This is a genomic window from Bartonella eidoli (genome assembly GCF_036576145.1).
Taxonomy (GTDB): Bacteria; Pseudomonadota; Alphaproteobacteria; order Rhizobiales; family Rhizobiaceae; genus Bartonella.
Map to the genome: position 1 here is coordinate 71,923 of NZ_JBAFWX010000006.1, position 15,841 is coordinate 87,763.

The 15,841-nt window shown below is 34.5% G+C and carries 9 protein-coding genes and 3 pseudogenes; 9 read left to right on the top strand and 3 right to left on the bottom strand.

All coding sequences use genetic code 11. The features are described from left to right. Positions 1–3 precede the first annotated feature (3 nt). Positions 4–267 (top strand): hypothetical protein, encoded by a 264-nt coding sequence (locus V5N68_RS05150; protein ID WP_332066116.1) that lies wholly within the window; start codon positions 4–6, stop codon positions 265–267. Here V5N68_RS05150 and V5N68_RS05155 read toward each other — a convergent pair. Further along, a complete protein-coding gene (locus V5N68_RS05155; RefSeq protein ID WP_332066117.1) occupies positions 264–1,553 on the bottom strand; it encodes an MFS transporter in 1,290 nt (429 codons plus the stop codon). The two genes, V5N68_RS05150 and V5N68_RS05155, sit on opposite strands and share 4 nt — an antisense overlap. Positions 1,554–2,517: 964 nt before the next feature. Between V5N68_RS05155 and V5N68_RS05160 the strand changes: the two are divergent. The 4 genes and pseudogenes from V5N68_RS05160 to ndk form a co-directional block, all read left to right on the top strand. Further along, positions 2,518–3,282 (top strand): annotated as a pseudogene (locus V5N68_RS05160) (autotransporter outer membrane beta-barrel domain-containing protein); the annotation flags it as partial. Positions 3,283–3,924: 642 nt separating this feature from the next. Then, positions 3,925–5,550: pseudogene (bafA, locus tag V5N68_RS05165) on the top strand (BafA family autotransporter); the annotation flags it as partial. 387 nt (positions 5,551–5,937) lie between these two features. Beyond that, entirely contained in the window at positions 5,938–8,544 is a 2,607-nt protein-coding gene (bafA, locus tag V5N68_RS05170) for a BafA family autotransporter (protein ID WP_332066119.1), read from the top strand. 368 nt (positions 8,545–8,912) lie between these two features. Beyond that, positions 8,913–9,335: a nucleoside-diphosphate kinase gene (gene ndk, locus V5N68_RS05175; RefSeq protein ID WP_332066120.1), complete on the top strand. Its 423-nt coding sequence runs from the start codon at positions 8,913–8,915 to the stop codon at positions 9,333–9,335. A gap of 100 nt (positions 9,336–9,435) precedes the next feature. Here the strand turns inward: ndk and pgsA are convergent, their stop codons facing one another. After that, entirely contained in the window at positions 9,436–10,017 is a 582-nt protein-coding gene (pgsA, locus tag V5N68_RS05180) for a CDP-diacylglycerol--glycerol-3-phosphate 3-phosphatidyltransferase (protein ID WP_332066121.1), read from the bottom strand. A gap of 74 nt (positions 10,018–10,091) precedes the next feature. Next, positions 10,092–12,089 carry an excinuclease ABC subunit UvrC gene (gene uvrC / locus V5N68_RS05185; protein WP_332066122.1) on the bottom strand — a complete coding sequence of 666 codons (1,998 nt, stop codon included), beginning with the start codon at positions 12,087–12,089 and terminating at the stop codon, positions 10,092–10,094. Positions 12,090–13,125: 1,036 nt separating this feature from the next. Here uvrC and V5N68_RS05190 point away from each other — a divergent pair. From V5N68_RS05190 to tatC, 4 genes and pseudogenes are all read left to right on the top strand, one after another. Beyond that, positions 13,126–14,153 (top strand): annotated as a pseudogene (locus V5N68_RS05190) (glycoside hydrolase family 3 N-terminal domain-containing protein). Between the two features lie 111 nt (positions 14,154–14,264). After that, positions 14,265–14,528, top strand: a complete 264-nt coding sequence (locus V5N68_RS05195; RefSeq protein ID WP_332066123.1) for a twin-arginine translocase TatA/TatE family subunit — start codon at positions 14,265–14,267, stop codon at positions 14,526–14,528. A gap of 70 nt (positions 14,529–14,598) precedes the next feature. Further along, positions 14,599–15,039: a Sec-independent protein translocase protein TatB gene (tatB, locus tag V5N68_RS05200; protein ID WP_332066124.1), complete on the top strand. Its 441-nt coding sequence runs from the start codon at positions 14,599–14,601 to the stop codon at positions 15,037–15,039. Continuing rightward, entirely contained in the window at positions 15,036–15,827 is a 792-nt protein-coding gene (gene tatC / locus V5N68_RS05205; RefSeq protein WP_332066125.1) for a twin-arginine translocase subunit TatC, read from the top strand. The genes tatB and tatC overlap by 4 nt, the downstream gene beginning before the upstream one ends. Positions 15,828–15,841: the final 14 nt, after the last annotated feature.

Sequence of the window (15,841 nt, forward strand, 5' to 3'; positions counted from 1 at the left end):
ATAATGATAGTTGATCGAATTTTGCTTATTTCATGGTCTGTTATGTTAGCTTTTTTTTGTGTGTTATTGTTGGGTGAAACACATATTTTGTCACGATTTTTCTCTGTTACGTATATTAGCAGTATCGCGGATATTTTATTCTTTTTTTTGAGCACATTGTTTGCTGCACTTTTGTGGTTGAGTATACCTCAACCCATGTCTCTAAAAATGAGGCTGACAGCATTTTTGCTGCCAGCATTTATTTTATTTTTATTTATTGCATTTTAGTTAGATATTTCATCATCTGTAAATCCAACAAAGCAAATAAGCGAAATAAAGGAAGAAAGGAACAAATAATAGCCAATATAGGAGGCATCAAAATGTTGTACTAGATATTCCGCAATATACGGTGCAAGAGATGCTCCTACAATGCCAGATAAATTAAATGTTATAGAGGAGCCAGTATACCGGACATGTGTTGGGTACGGTGAGGCTAAAACAGCACCAAGAGGGCTATATACTATACCCATAATTGATAAACCTATAATAGACATTGCAAGGACTCCAGTGATGCCAGAGCTCAAAAAGTAAGGAATTATGAAAGAATAGAGACCAGTGATTATTGTAACCCCAATCATCAAAGTTCTTCGTCTAATACGATCGGCGAGTTTTCCGGTTATGATGGTAAAAATCGCACAAAAAATAGCACCTATCCCTTCTGCTTGAAGAGCCTTATCAAACGGCAATTTTAAATGGTTTGTTGCATAACTTAGCAAATATGCAGTGACAAGGTAAAATAAAATAAATGTTGTCATACCGGCAAATGTACCAAGAAATAAGGTGCGAGAATGCTTAAAAAAGACATCTATTATAGGTAAATTAACGCGTTCTTCTCGTATAATAGCTTTTTTAAATTCAGCGGTTTCATTTATTGAAAGACGAACCCATAATCCCACCATCATAAGAACAATTGAAAAAATAAAAGGTATACGCCATCCCCATGCTAAAAGTTCATCATGGCTGAGGAAGTATAGGAGACCTAAATACACTATAATAGATAAAAACAAGCCTATTGGAACGCCTAATTGAGGAAACATTGCGTACCAACCGCGCTTTTCTGGAGGAGCGTTTTCTGTTGCAAGAAGAACAGCACCACCCCATTCACCTCCTAATCCCACTCCTTGACCGATACGGCATAACGTTAAAAGAAAGGGAGCCCACCAACCAGCTGTTTCATAAGTAGGAAGAATACCAATTACAACTGTTGATATCCCCATTGTAAGAAGAGCTGCAATAAGGGTTTTCTTTCGTCCAATCTTGTCTCCAAAATGTCCAAAAATAATCGATCCAAGTGGGCGTGAGAAAAAAGCTGTTCCAAAGATCAAGAAAGATTGCAAAATAGCAAATTGATTATTTTGATCTGGAAAAAATAAATAGGGAAATATGAGAGCTGCCGCGGTCCCAAAAACATAAAAATCAAAATATTCAATTGTTGGACCAATAAGGCTTGCAAACAAAATTCGATAAGGAGAATTTTTTTTGTTTATGTCTTGTCTTTCTGAGTTTGTAGACATGAATATAATGTCCCTTTAAATGTATAACAAATCAAATTACGAAACTGACATCTTAACTATAAAAATTTCAGATTAGTGTCGAGTCAATATTATCATGTTTCCAACGCATTAAAGCAATTAATACAATATACTAAGCGCAGGTGATTATGTTATAGATGTTATAAGATTTGAATGCAAAAAAGATGCTATTTTAAATATAATAACAAAAAAAATAAATAAATAGCTTCTATAAAAATATTTTCTATAAAGGATAAAAAAAACGTATTTGATATAATATTATTTTCTTATTTAATACAAGATACTATGATATTAAAAGTTCTATACGTATAATTAAGATATCCTTAATTGTCTGTTTTTATATTTATGATTTACAGCATATATTGCAATTTGCACTATTTTTTTTATGCGACTTTTTTAAAAATAAATTTAAATACGCTAAATTTTTATTAAAAATGTGAAGTGATAAAGCATGGGCTTTGGGGTATTAATGATAGAAGGGGAAAAAGGTAGTTCATGCTTATAACATGATGATTTGCAATAAAACAGAGAATAGTATAACAATGGGGTGTCTCTTGGGGGTGGATATTATGAGTGCGAAATGTAAAATCTTTTTAAGTTTGGTTTATAGATGATATAAGTTGTCTTATAAGAGAAAAGAGCGAATGAATATAATACATATGATATTTTTTTAGAAATTCATGTAGAAATTAAATAACTAAACTTAAGATCGATGTATATATTTTATTTATCCTATTCGTATATTAAAAAAATACGATTTATGATTTATGATTTATGATTTATGATTTGGGATATCTTTGCTTTATGGAGATGGGGGTAATTGTCAAATTACAAAGATATTAATTGGAATGATTAAGAGCTCTCATCATTATACTTCCTTCATGTTAGTACGACAGAAAAGGCTATTTAGTTTCAAAGTAATCATTCGTGGTAGTCTCAAACGTTTAAGCATAAAGGGCATATAGCTACAGGCCATATAGATTTTAAGCTTGAGCAGACAGGAATAATCTTAGGTATTAATGGCTTAAGTGAATTCATCAGTGGAGAGTTTCATATTGGTGGTTTTGGTAGCTATGACCAAGCGCGTGTAATTCATGCACGAGGTGGTACAAGCGATGTGAAAAGCTATGGTGTAGGGGCTTATGCGACTTATTTTGATCAGAGTGGGTGGTATTTAGACAGCGTTTTTAAATATAATTATTTTAACAATGATCTACAGGCTGTTTCTACGAATGGTTCATCTATTAAAGGAGATTATAATCAGTGGGTATTTGGTACATCATTTGAAACAGGTTATCGCTTTAAGATGGCAGAGGGTAGTTGGATGCAGCCTTATGCTCAGTTAACGTGGCTACAAGCTGAAGGTAAGGAGATAAAGCTTTCTAATAAAATGTTGGGTGATATGAGCCGGTTAACTTCGCTACGTAGTGAGGTTGGATTTTCTATAGGCTATGAATTTAGCACAACTACTCCATCAATGGCTTATGTTACGGCAGCTTGGTTGCGTGAAAATATAGATAAAAATCATACGACGATTAATAAAGAGCATAAATTTATCACGGATTTATCTGGAAATGCGGGTAAATTAGGGATTGGTTTAAGTAGCTTTATCAATGATAAATTAATGTTTTATGTAGAAGCTAATTATTCGAAAGGCCATAAGATTAAGCAGTCACTGCAAGGTAGTTTGGGTATACGCTATAGTTTTTAGGTCTATGCTTTCTTTTTAAATTATAGCTGAGCATAGGGGATTTAAGAGTGTGATATCGGGATAGTCTTTTGTGGGATAGCCGTTTGATTTATGCGCTTATATCTTTTCTTTTGCCTTATTTATTAATCCATTTAAATTTGGGGAAAATTAATAAAAATAACATACATTACTGCTTTGAAACGCAATGGCCAGAAGTAATTTTTTAAATTTTAATAATGAGTTATGGGGGATTTTTAAAATTTTAGATTGACAATGGACTCTACAGAGCTAATTGCATTTTAGCTAGATATAAAGGGGAAAATTATAATTATGCAACATAAATGGAAGTTAAATTGTTGGGCTTTGATGCTCAGCACTTGTTTTGTGCAAGATGTAGTTGCAGATAATGCTCATACACAGCTTTTTTGCCAACCTTCAAGACATATCGCTTCTAAGAAAGAGTTTTATGATAAAAAAAGCTTGAAAACAATGCTAAGTGCAAATGCGAGCTCATCTAAAAGTAATAAGCTTATAGAGGCGGACGATGAATCGTGCTTTTTAAGAAAGTCTATCGAGGTCGCTACAAATAAAAATATTGAAACATTCTTCAGAAAAGGTAATGCTAAAGCACAGCTTAAAGATAATGTTCCCCATGATGTTGTGATTTATGGTCAAGTAGAAGACTTAACTATTAATAGTGAAGAAAAATCATTAGTACGCGCTGGTGCAACATTAAAAGGCACTACAATGGTGAGTAATTCCGGAGAGCTTCATCTTGATGCTGGAGATGATCATGATCGTACTTCAGTCGAAGAAGTTATTTTAAATGGGCAAAATACAAAACTGTATTCTATCACAGCCTTATCCGATGAAAAAGGTTCTTCCATAAAGAAATTAAGTGGTCAAGGTAGTGTTATTTTTTCATTTAATGGATCTGATCCATATTATTCTCAGCTTTATGTTAACAGTCTTTCAGGGAATTTACACTTCAGTTTCAACACAACTATTGCTCATGATCGTGGTGATTATCTTTTTATTAAGAAGGGTGAAGGTCATCACACAGTGAGTGTTACAGATTCTGGAGTTGAAATTACAGACGCTACTTCAAAACAGCGTGACTTAATTACTGATCAAAGCGGTGAAGCACATTTTATTTTAACAGATCTTACAGGTGAAAAAATTAATGCTATTGATGGTGGAGCTTATCTGTACAGTTTGAAAAATAGAGAAGATGAGAATGGAAAAACTTGGTTTTTATCTGCGGACCATATCAAACAGTCACAGTTTTTGCCTTCTACCTCTGTAAGTTCATCGTTTTTTGAGGATTTATTAACGACACCTTCCACGGATGCAGTATTGTCTACAGCGGTATCTCCTGGGATTATTTTTAATAATGAGCTTCAAGTCGTTCGTATGGGAAGAGGGTTTTTAGATAAAAGGAAAGAAAATACTCATCGTTTTGGTAAAGGCTTTCAGAATGAGAATGGGATAGATACTTCTTTGTGGACATCAGCCATTATGAGTAAACAGCATGTTGCTACAGGCCATACAAATTTTAAGCTTGAACAGACAGGTATAATATTGGGAGCTGATCAATTAAATGAATTGATGTATGGAAAGTTATATATTGGGGGTTTTGGCAGTTATGATCAAGCTCGTATTGCACATGCACGGGGTGGGGACAGCAATTTAGATACTTATAGTGTTGGAGCTTATGCGGCTTATTTTGACAATTACGGATGGTATATAGATGGTGTTTTAAAATTAAATCATTATCAAAATGGCTTGCAGGCTATTTCAACAAATGGTTCAGTTATTCAAGGAGATTATAACCAGTGGGCATTTGGTACATCATTTGAAACAGGTTACCGCTTTATGGCGGCTCAAAATAGCTGGATGCAGCCTTATGCTCAAATAGTAGGAGTACAGGTTGAAGGTAAAAAAATTAATCTTTCCAATGGAATGGTAGGTGATATAAGTCCATTTACTTCGTTTCATAGCGAAGTCGGGTTATTGGCTGGACATGAATTTATTGTTGGTACAGATATTCCGTTAACGGCTTATATCAGTGCGGCTTTTTTACGTGAAAATATCAATAATAATTACACGATTATTAATAGAAAGAATCAATTTATTACTGATTTATCTGGAAATGCAGGAAAGTTAGGAATTGGTTTGAATAGTTTTATAAATGATAAATTGACTCTTCATACAGAAGCTAATTATCTGAAAGGACAAAAAATTAAACAATCGCTTCAAGGAATTTTGGGTGTGCGCTATAGTTTTTAATTACGTTTTATTTTTTTAACTTGAGCATATAGCTTTTGCGGGCTAAAAGATAAGAATGCAATGCTTTTAAAAGTACATAGATGTAGAAGATAGTATCACATTTCCATTCTTTATCGGCAGTCTATTTCCTCATTTAATATTTTAATATTTGCAAATTATGCTTTGAATAGAAAGCATAATTTGCATTTTTATTTAATTTTATTTTTTGTGTTTAGGTTGCTAAATACATATTTTATATCTGCTGATTAAAGTTTATTACCTTTAGTAAAATCCATTATAAATAAACTTATATAACGGGACATAAATAAAACACATTATGAAAGAAACTAGTTGTATTACCTGTAGAGTTGCAGGATTCTTATCTTTATTAGCAATGGAGTGTGGATTATGCGGCGTGAATACAAATTAGGTTTTTCAATATTGATGTTTAGCAGTTGTTTAGTGCAAGGAACGGGTGCTGTTGAAAACGGTAATAAGCAACTAAAGAATATGTCGAATAATGGCTTGTTTCTTGAGGGTATAGTGGTGCCAGAGGGGTCAGCATTGATCAGTAAGATTTTTGGGAAGAATGTGAAGATTTCGAACGGTGCTGCTGAGATTGTTGAGGGAAATTCAATGGGAGCTTTTATTGAGGAGGGGGGTATTCAGGTGATTACACGTGGAGGATCTTCAGTAAATGCTGCCGTTCAAGGGGGATGGCAGTTCATCTTTGAGGAAAAAGGTGATAATAATTTAGATAAGTCTGTACGGAGAAGTAGCGCTTCTGAGGCTGAAATTTCTTCTAGTTCCAATGGAATTAGGGGGCAGCAGAATGTGTATGATGGTGGGCAATCTTGGTCTACGAAAATTAAGAAAGGAGGGGAACAAAACATTTATAAAGGTAATCGAAAAGAGGGTGGTTTTGCATCAGGGACTACGGTTTTTGGTGGTGGGAGGCAAAACGTTTTAGACGGGGGAGTAGCTAAAGATACTGTCTTGCAGAGTGGAGCTACGCAGGTAGTATATCCTGGGGGGGTAGTTAATGGTCTCACAATTGAAGGTGGTGCAAGCTCTTGGATGCATCAGGGTGCGAATTTATCTCATGGGACAATAACAGTTAAAGATGGTGGGCATCTATATTTGTATGCTGGAGATGATGCAAATCGCATTACAAAAGGACAGCTTTCTGTGGAGAGCCGGAGCGGTGAAGAATTATTTTTTGTCGGTGTGCAGGATAGTAAACATAAATCTTGGTTTAATATTGAAAATTTAAGTGGTAGTGAAGGACATGTAAGTTTTGGTTCTGTTCCGTACGATGAGCGGCATTTAATGCTTCGTGTTGAGAACCTTTCAGGTCGTTTGCACTTTCATTTAGACGTTAATATGAAAAATAATCAGCGTAGGAATTATTTATTAATTGGCAGTAATGGGAGTGGTAATCATACAATAAGCGTTGCCGATTCTGGTGTTGAACTTACAGAGTTACAGCATGATCTTATTTTAGTCACTGATAGAAGTAAAAATGGGGATGCTCGCTTTTCTCTAGAAAACTCTGTTGGTAAAGGAGCTACTTTCGTTGATGGTGGAGCTTATATGTATGGTTTGTATAGTAAAGATGAGAAGGTTAAAAGTGGAAAAGGGAGGGGGAGTCGATATAAAATTTGGTATTTGAGCAGAAATGGTGATACGTATCCTTTAGATTCTCGTTCTGAGGCCGTTAATACAGGAGAGAGGGCTATACCGGACTTTCTTTCTGGTGCAGATAAGGGTAAGAAAGCATCTTCTAAAAAAAAATCTCTCCAGACAGGGAATGGTTCTGGTGGTCATTATGGTAGCGAGCAAAAGCCTCGTGAACGTCCTCCACGTCATTTAAGAGCTGATCGTCCATCTTCTGTTTCTTCGGTAGTTCTTCCTCCGCAAGGTCAGATTGATGGAGTATCACATTTGGGTGGGTATTCTGGCCATTCTCCATCTTCTAATAGACAGCCACAGCATCCGTCTCCAGATTCTTCATCTTTGTCTGGTGAAGTTTCTAAGCGTCTAGAAGGCGGTGATCAGAAGCCTCATCCCCCAAAAGCAAAGGAGGAGATACAAGGCTCAGGTTTCTTAACAACTCCTTCCACAGATGCTGTGTTATCGATGTCTGTAAGTCCTGGCCTTATTTTTTATAATGAGTTGCAAGCTTTGCGTGTTGGAAGAGGAGTTTTAACTGGAAGCAAGAAAGACTCTGCTTTATGGGCGCAGGCGATTAAGCATAAAGGGCATATAGCTACAGGTCATATAGATTTTAAGCTTGAGCAGACAGGAATAGTCTTAGGTATTAATGGTTTAAGTGAATTCATCAGTGGAGAATTCTATATTGGTGGTTTTGGTAGCTATGACCAAGCGCGTGTAATTCATGCACGAGGTGGTACAAGTGATGTAAAAAGCTATGGTGTAGGGGCTTATGCGACTTATTTTGATCAGAGTGGGTGGTATTTAGACAGCGTTTTTAAATATAATTATTTTAACAATGATCTACAGGCTGTTTCTACGAATGGTTCATCTATTAAAGGAGATTATAATCAGTGGGTATTTGGTACATCATTTGAAACAGGTTATCGCTTTAAGATGGCAGAGGGTAGTTGGATGCAGCCTTATGCTCAGTTAACGTGGCTACAAGCTGAAGGTAAGGAGATAAAGCTTTCTAATAAAATGTTGGGTGATATGAGCCGGTTAACTTCGCTACGTAGTGAGGTTGGATTTTCTATAGGCTATGAATTTAGCACAACTACTCCATCAATGGCTTATGTTACGGCAGCTTGGTTGCGTGAAAATATAGATAAAAATCATACGACGATTAATAAAGAGCATAAATTTATCACGGATTTATCTGGAAATGCGGGTAAATTAGGGATTGGTTTAAGTAGCTTTATCAATGATAAATTAATGTTTTATGTAGAAGCTAATTATTCGAAAGGCCATAAGATTAAGCAGTCACTGCAAGGTAGTTTGGGTATACGCTATAGTTTTTAGGTCTATGCTTTCTTTTTAAATTATAGCTGAGCATAGGGGATTTAAGAGTGTGATATCGGGATAGTCTTTTGTGGGATAGCCGTTTGATTTATGCGCTTATATCTTTTCTTTTGTCTTATTTATTAAGACACTTAAATTTGGGAAAAATTAACAAAAATAATATACATCACTGCTTTGAAGAAAATAGAGTCAATGATATAGTTACGGTAGTGTCAATAATTATAGGTGTTTGGCGCTAAAGTTTTTTTTGTAATCTATTATACAATTTTAACATTGGCACGGATTTTTCATTTCAATCACTTGGCAAAGGACTTCTTGCTCTTTATAGAATAGCCAGAAATAATTATAAATAGAATAAAGGTAGTCAAATGGCTATAGAACGTACTTTTTCAATGATTAAACCAGATGCAACACGTCGTAATTTAACAGGAGAAATTACAAAAATGCTTGAGGATGCGGGACTGCGTGTTGTTGCATCTAAGCGTGTATGGATGAATGAACGTGAGGCTGAGAAGTTTTATGCTGTTCATCGAGACCGTCCATTTTTTAGTGAGTTGGTTCAGTTTATGGCTTCTGGCCCGACTATTGTACAAGTTTTAGAAGGCGAGAATGCAATAGCTAAAAACCGTGAAGTAATGGGCGATACAAATCCTATGAATGCAAAGGATGGCACAATTCGTAAAGTGCATGCTTTATCGATAGGTGAAAACTCTGTTCATGGTTCAGATAGTTCTGAAACTGCAAAAGAAGAAATTGCTTTTTGGTTTTCTGAGATGGAAATTGTTGGTTAATAAAAAGCAATTAGCAAAAAAGTCCCGCAATATAATAAATGTACTGTTCGGGATTTTTTTATTGAGTTACAAAATGCTTTGAAAAGTTATATGAATATATTTATGGGATAACGTGTTTCAAGCCTGCACGAAAGTAATCCCATCCTGTCCATAAGGTAAGAAGGGCTGCAATCCATAGCATAGTGATACCAAATTCTATTGTATAAGGAATAATTTTATTACCAGCTGGTCCTGCTAAAAGAAAGGTAATAGCCACCATTTGTACGAAAGTTTTCCATTTTGCAAGGCGGGAGACAGGGACGCTGACTTTTAATTCAGCTAAATATTCACGTAATCCTGATACAAGAATTTCTCTACAAAGAATAATAATAGCTGCCCATAGTGCCCATCCAGCAATAGTACTGTCTGCGGCAAGTAATAGCAAGCAGGCTGATACGAGAAGTTTATCTGCAATTGGATCTAACATGCGACCTATATTGGATGTTTGTTCCCAAATACGGGCAAGGTAACCATCAAAAAAATCAGTAATGGATGCGATTACAAAAATAGAAACAGCAATCCAGCGTGCAATATCACTTGATTGTAATCGCCCTTCTAAAAAAAAGCATGCAACAACCATTGGTACTGCAACAATTCGAGCATAGGTTAAAATATTAGGAAAAGAAAAAGTATGATTTTTCATAGAGCTATTTTCAACTTTTTGTGAAATACAATTTATTTTATAAACGTAACAATGCAAAGATTATGAAACAAGCCCTATTTTTCATTAAAATAGTTATGAATTTGTTGTGCTATTCTGGAAGAAATTCCTGTAACTTTCGTTAAATCTTCAATGGAAGCTCCTGCAACCATTTTAGCACTTCCAAAATGGTGAAGAAGTGCTTGCTTTCTTGTTGGGCCAATATTTTTTATTCCATTAAGTGGATTTTTAAAAGCTTCTTTTTTTCTTTTAGTTCTGTGTGTTCCAATTGCAAAACGATGAGCTTCATCGCGTAAACGTTGTAGGAAATACAAGACAGGATCACGTGGAGGAAGTTTAAAGGATGGTCTACCTTTTATAAAAAAACTTTCACATCCAGCTCTACGATTGGCACCTTTGGCTATTCCAACGATTGTGATAAAGCTATTTAGTTTTAATTCAGATAATACTGAATGCACGCTTTTTACTTGTCCTTCACCTCCGTCAATTAGCATGAGATCAGGCCAAATGGGAAATGAGTTATCACTATTATCTTTTATGTTGTTTTTTGTATTAGGCATGCCATGCTCTTTAATAAGACGGGAAAACCTTCGTTTAATGACTTCTTTCATCATGCCAAAATCATCTCCAGGTGTAATATCGATTGAGCGAATATTAAATTTGCGATATTGATTTTTTATAAATCCTGTTTGTCCTACAACAATCATTGCACCTACCGCGTTTGTACCCATAATATGAGAATTGTCATAAACTTCTATTCTATATGGAGTATGAGGTAATTGAAATATTTCGGCAATGCTTTTAAGCATTTTTTTATAGGTGGTTGTTTCAGCAAGTTTACGTTCAAGTGCTTCATAAGCATTGGTGTAGGCATGATTAACAAGAGCTTTACGTTCGCCTTGTTTGGGTAAAGATAGAAATATTTTGCGATTTGCTTTTAGGCTGAACGCTTCTGTAAGAAGTGTTTTTTCTTCAATTGCTTCAGATAAAAGGATAAGCTTTGGAATAGGTTTATTATCGTAAAATTGCGCAAGAAAACTCGTTAAAATTTCAGCGCTTGAAAAAGATGAATCTGCTTTAGGAAAATAGGCTCGATTTCCCCAATTTTGTTGCATACGAAAAAAGAATACTTGAATGCAGGTTATTCCTTCTTTCTGCGCAATTGCAAATACATCTGCTTCTTTCACTGTTTGAGGATTAATATCTTGGTGACTTTGTATGTGAGATAAAGCTGATAAGCGATCGCGATAGGTTGCTGCTTGTTCAAAATCAAGATTTTCTGCAGCTTTATTCATAGCTTGTACCATATCATTTTTAACTGATTGGCTTTTCCCTGAAAGAAAGGATTTAGCGTCTTTAACCAGCTCCATATAGTCACTGTTGTTAATTTGATGTGTGCAGGGTGCAGAGCAGCGCTTGATTTGATAAAGTAAACAAGGGCGGGTACGATTTTCAAGTACTGAATCAGTACAGGTTCGTAATAAAAAAGCTCTCTGTAAAACATTGATTGTCTGTGTGACTGCATTTGAAGAAGCAAAAGGACCAAAATAATGAGCTTTTCGTGATCGAGCACCACGATGTTTATAAAGTGCAGGTGTTTGATGATCATCCGTAATAATAATATAAGGAAAGCTTTTATCATCACGCATTAAGACATTAAAGCGTGGATGTAATTTTTTAATAAGGTTTGCTTCCAAAAGTAGTGCTTCTGTTTCTGTGTGGGTGATAACAAACTCCATATGATATGTTGCACGAATCATGCGGGTGATGCGGTTGTTATGTCCCTGTTCACGAGCATAGCTAGAAACGCGTTTTTTTATATTACGTGCTTTGCCAACATAGAGAACGTCGCCATTTTCATCACACATCCGATAAACTCCTGGTTTATGCGGAAGATGTTTAACAAATTCTTGTATTAGTTTAGAGCCTTTTAGTTTATTTTCATCTTTTCTTTGATTTGCATTATCCCATACAATATCAGCAAGAAAAGGCAGATCTTCTTTTTTAGGATAAACCATACTATTTTTAAAATCACTTAGTTGGTTACGAAGCATTTTGTGTTTTTCATATAAAGTGTCTTTTCCCTCAAATACTATTTTATGTGTTTATACTTTTTATAAAAAGTATAAATGTGGTTCTTTAAAGCATAATTTATGAGGCGTTCATCTTTGCTTTTAAGAGAGTGTTTTGTGTATCTTAAGCATAGATTCCTTTTTTAAATTTTCTAGTAATTTCCGGCAATGTTAACAGTTATAGGCATTCTTATACAATGCAATTTAAATTATAATGTACAATTCTTTGACTGCTTTAAAGAGTATTTTTTATGAAATTATAAAGATTTACATTAACGTGGCTCTTTTTATCTTTCTATTGTGATCTTGCTATGAGCGTGCATATTCTTTTATGCGGTTTTATCAATGATTCTTTAACAAATCTTTTTGGGAGTTAAGTCAATTCGTATAAGGTTTTACGATATTGAAAGCTAAGTAAAATATATATGATAAAAATCATTTTAATAGATTAAGTGCTATTATAGAATATTATGTTTGTTCTTAATGAATAAAGTGATATCTTTTTTTACATATCAAATGCGATCGTAAAATTAATACAATTTTTATATTATTAAGTAATTTGATTAAAGCACATCAACTGTAAAGAGACGTCCATTAACTCATAATATACATGTGCCCAATTTCCTTTGTTATGGGATAGAAGCATTGTTCTAAATACTTATAGTTTAGAGATAATTAGCTGTATACAATAGTTTTTCTAGATTGTGTGTAGATGGTATTTTAGAAGTTTAAATCTTTTTTTAATACAGATGTAGAACCAAGAAAACGTTTTAATTGATTAGTTTTTTTTAGAGAATTGTTATATAATCCATAAATGTACGCTATACGAAATGGGCAAGAGATGAAAATAGGTTTGCACTAAGATCGATCATTGAAGTAAGGGCGCAAGTTTTAATTTTTATATGCTTAAACACATACAGCAGTTATTATAATATAAAAAATACAGCTTTTAAAAGTTCATGTGATATATACGAGCTATAAGAGCATTCATTAACATGAAAAGCAAGGTATTGCAGTAATGTCAGAAATAAAGACTATGGTTACAGGTATTCCTGGTCTTTTCCTACAAGATGATGAAAAGTCATTTATCGTTGATCATAAGCCTTGGGCTTTTATTTTATTTGCACGTAATATTGGTGAAGCAGATGATGTTAAGGCGCTTACCGCCTCTTTACGTGATGTAAGTGAGCGTGATGATATCTTTATTTTTATTAATCAAGAAGGTGGGAAGGTGCAGCGTTTGCTTCCACCTTTAGTTTCTCGTTATAGGCTGAAGTTTTGGGGAGTTTTTATAAAAAAGATATAGAGAAGGATATTCGTGCTGCATGGATTATGTCTCGACTTCATGCTTTTGATTTAATGAAATTTGGCATAAATGCAAATTGTCTTCCTGTTTTAGATATTCCGATGCTAGCAGCGCATGATATTATTGGAATGCGTGCTTATGCAAAGGAACGCGAAACAGTTATAGCTTTAGGGCGTGCGGTTGCTAAGGGTCTTTTAGATGGAGGTGTTTTACCGGTGATGAAACATATTCTTGGACATGGTCAAGCGCTTTCTAATACTCATTGTGAGTTAGCGCATGTTGATGTATCGTTAAATATTTTAGAAAAATATGATTTTATTCCTTTTAAAAATTTGGCTGATTTACCTGCTGCTATGATTGCCTATATTGTCTATGAAGCAACTGATGATAAGGTTCCTGCAACGTTGTTTAAGATGGTTGTTGAAAATATTATTCGTAAAAATATAGGTTTTGATGGTCTTTTAATGTCAGATAATGTATTAATGAAAGCTTTCTCAGAGAGCGATCTTTCGGCAAGTTTTTCGGATTTAATGCGTAAAGTTTTTGTAGCAGGCTGTGATGTTGTTCTTCACTTTAATGGCAATTTGGATGAGATGTTTACTGTTGCACATGCAACTCTGTTTTTAGAAGGAAAAGCATTGGAACGTGCATATAATGCTTGCATTAGAGTTTCTAAATTAGATAATTCAGATGAGGTTGCTTTAAGAGAAGAGTTTTTAGATATTTTGGCTTTTGTGTAAATAAGTTGGTCATTATTGACTCATTTAAGTTTTAGGTTTTGGTTGTATTTTCTATATTTCTTGCAAAGTCAAATATGAGAAAATAAAATGTAAACGCATAGAGAGAGAGTAATGGGTAATATTTTTTCACCAACACATTTAGTTGTAATTTTATTGGTTATTCTTGTGCTTTTTGGGCGTGGTAAAGTTTCTGAATTAATGGGAGATGTTGCTAAGGGTATTAAAGCTTTCAAAAAGACCATGCAGGAGGAAGATGCTAGTACTGAAGGTAAGCTTGAAAGGGATGATTATTCAAAAGAAATTGATGTTAAATCTCAGCCATTATCGGAAAAGCGTGCAGTAACGCGTAAGAAAGGCTCTTCTTCTCCAGAATAGATGAGATACTTGCTAAATAAGGCATCTGAAGTAATAAAAATGCAATAAAGTGAGGAAATGGATATGAGCAATGTTTGGGATTGATGGATCAGAGTTTTTCGTAATCTTACTTGTTCTCATTGTTGTCGTTGGACCAAAAGATTTACCCAAGATGTTGAAAACAATGGCTAAGACGATAGCGTATGTCCGTTCAACAACAAATGAATTTCGCCATCAGTTTGATAATGCTATGAAACAAGTTGAGTTTGATGATTTGCAAAAGACATTGTCGGAGGGAAAAAATATTAATCCGTGCAAGGAATTAACGGAGGTTTTAAATCCAATTCACGGCGTAGTGGGAGATATGTACGACAGTTTGAATACAGACAAAATTAATCATAAGTTAGAAAAAGATACAGAAGCTTTGAGATATAATAAAAGACAAATCATTGAAGATTTTAAAGTATCTGTTGATTCTCATCAGTCTGGGAGATTTTCCATAACTTCTAAACGTAGAAAAAATACGTTATGAGCTCTGAAAAAGATGAAATTGATGCTAATATGGCACCGCTTTTAGAACACTTAATTGAGCTGCGTCAAAGAATTATTGCTGCTTTGATTGTGTTTTTTATAGCATTCATTTTATGCTTTTTTGTGAAGGATTATATCTTAAATTTTTTAATATGGCCTTATCAGTGGGCAATCAAAATATCGGGGGGTGATCCTGAAAGTGTTCGTTTGCAGTCAACACAAGTGTGGGAAACTTTTTTGACAAAAATGAATCTTTCTGCATTTGGAGCAGCTATTTTATCATTTCCCTATACGGCTTTTCAGTTGTATAGCTTTATTGCACCTGGGCTTTATAAAAAGGAGCGGATGGCGTTTATACCATTTCTTATTGGGGGCCCTGTTCTATTTTTTGTTGGGGGTATGTTTGTCTATACTCTTTTAGCACCTATAATACTTTGGTTTAGTCTTTCTCAACAATTTCTTCCAGGTGATCATTTTAAAATAGAATTTATAGTTCGTATTTCTGACTATTTAAGCTTTATGGCATCATTTATATTGATTTTTGGTTTGATTTTTCAACTTCCTCTTGTGACTAGTCTTTTAACTAAAGTTGGTCTTGTAACATCTCATATGTTGGTGTCTGTACGAAAGTGGGCTATTCTTATCTCCTTTATAGTTGCAGCAGTAGTAACTCCATCAGATTTAGTCACTATGTTTGCAGTTGCCTTACCAACGATAGTTCTGTATGAGATCTCAATTTTAATTGCTTGTTACATAGAAAATAGAAAAATTCCTGTTCATAAAAATTGATATTTTGTGTGATA

Excerpts from the sequence above, each read along its gene's own strand:
- V5N68_RS05150 (WP_332066116.1), top strand. The coding sequence starts at position 4 with ATGATAGTTGATCGAATTTTGCTTATTTCATGGTCTGTTATGTTAGCT.
- tatB (WP_332066124.1), top strand. The coding sequence starts at position 14,599 with ATGTTTGGGATTGATGGATCAGAGTTTTTCGTAATCTTACTTGTTCTC.
- bafA (WP_332066119.1), top strand. The coding sequence starts at position 5,938 with ATGCGGCGTGAATACAAATTAGGTTTTTCAATATTGATGTTTAGCAGT.
- uvrC (WP_332066122.1), bottom strand. The coding sequence starts at position 12,089 with ATGCTTCGTAACCAACTAAGTGATTTTAAAAATAGTATGGTTTATCCT.
- V5N68_RS05155 (WP_332066117.1), bottom strand. The coding sequence starts at position 1,553 with ATGTCTACAAACTCAGAAAGACAAGACATAAACAAAAAAAATTCTCCT.
- ndk (WP_332066120.1), top strand. The coding sequence starts at position 8,913 with ATGGCTATAGAACGTACTTTTTCAATGATTAAACCAGATGCAACACGT.
- pgsA (WP_332066121.1), bottom strand. The coding sequence starts at position 10,017 with ATGAAAAATCATACTTTTTCTTTTCCTAATATTTTAACCTATGCTCGA.
- tatC (WP_332066125.1), top strand. The coding sequence starts at position 15,036 with ATGAGCTCTGAAAAAGATGAAATTGATGCTAATATGGCACCGCTTTTA.
- V5N68_RS05195 (WP_332066123.1), top strand. The coding sequence starts at position 14,265 with ATGGGTAATATTTTTTCACCAACACATTTAGTTGTAATTTTATTGGTT.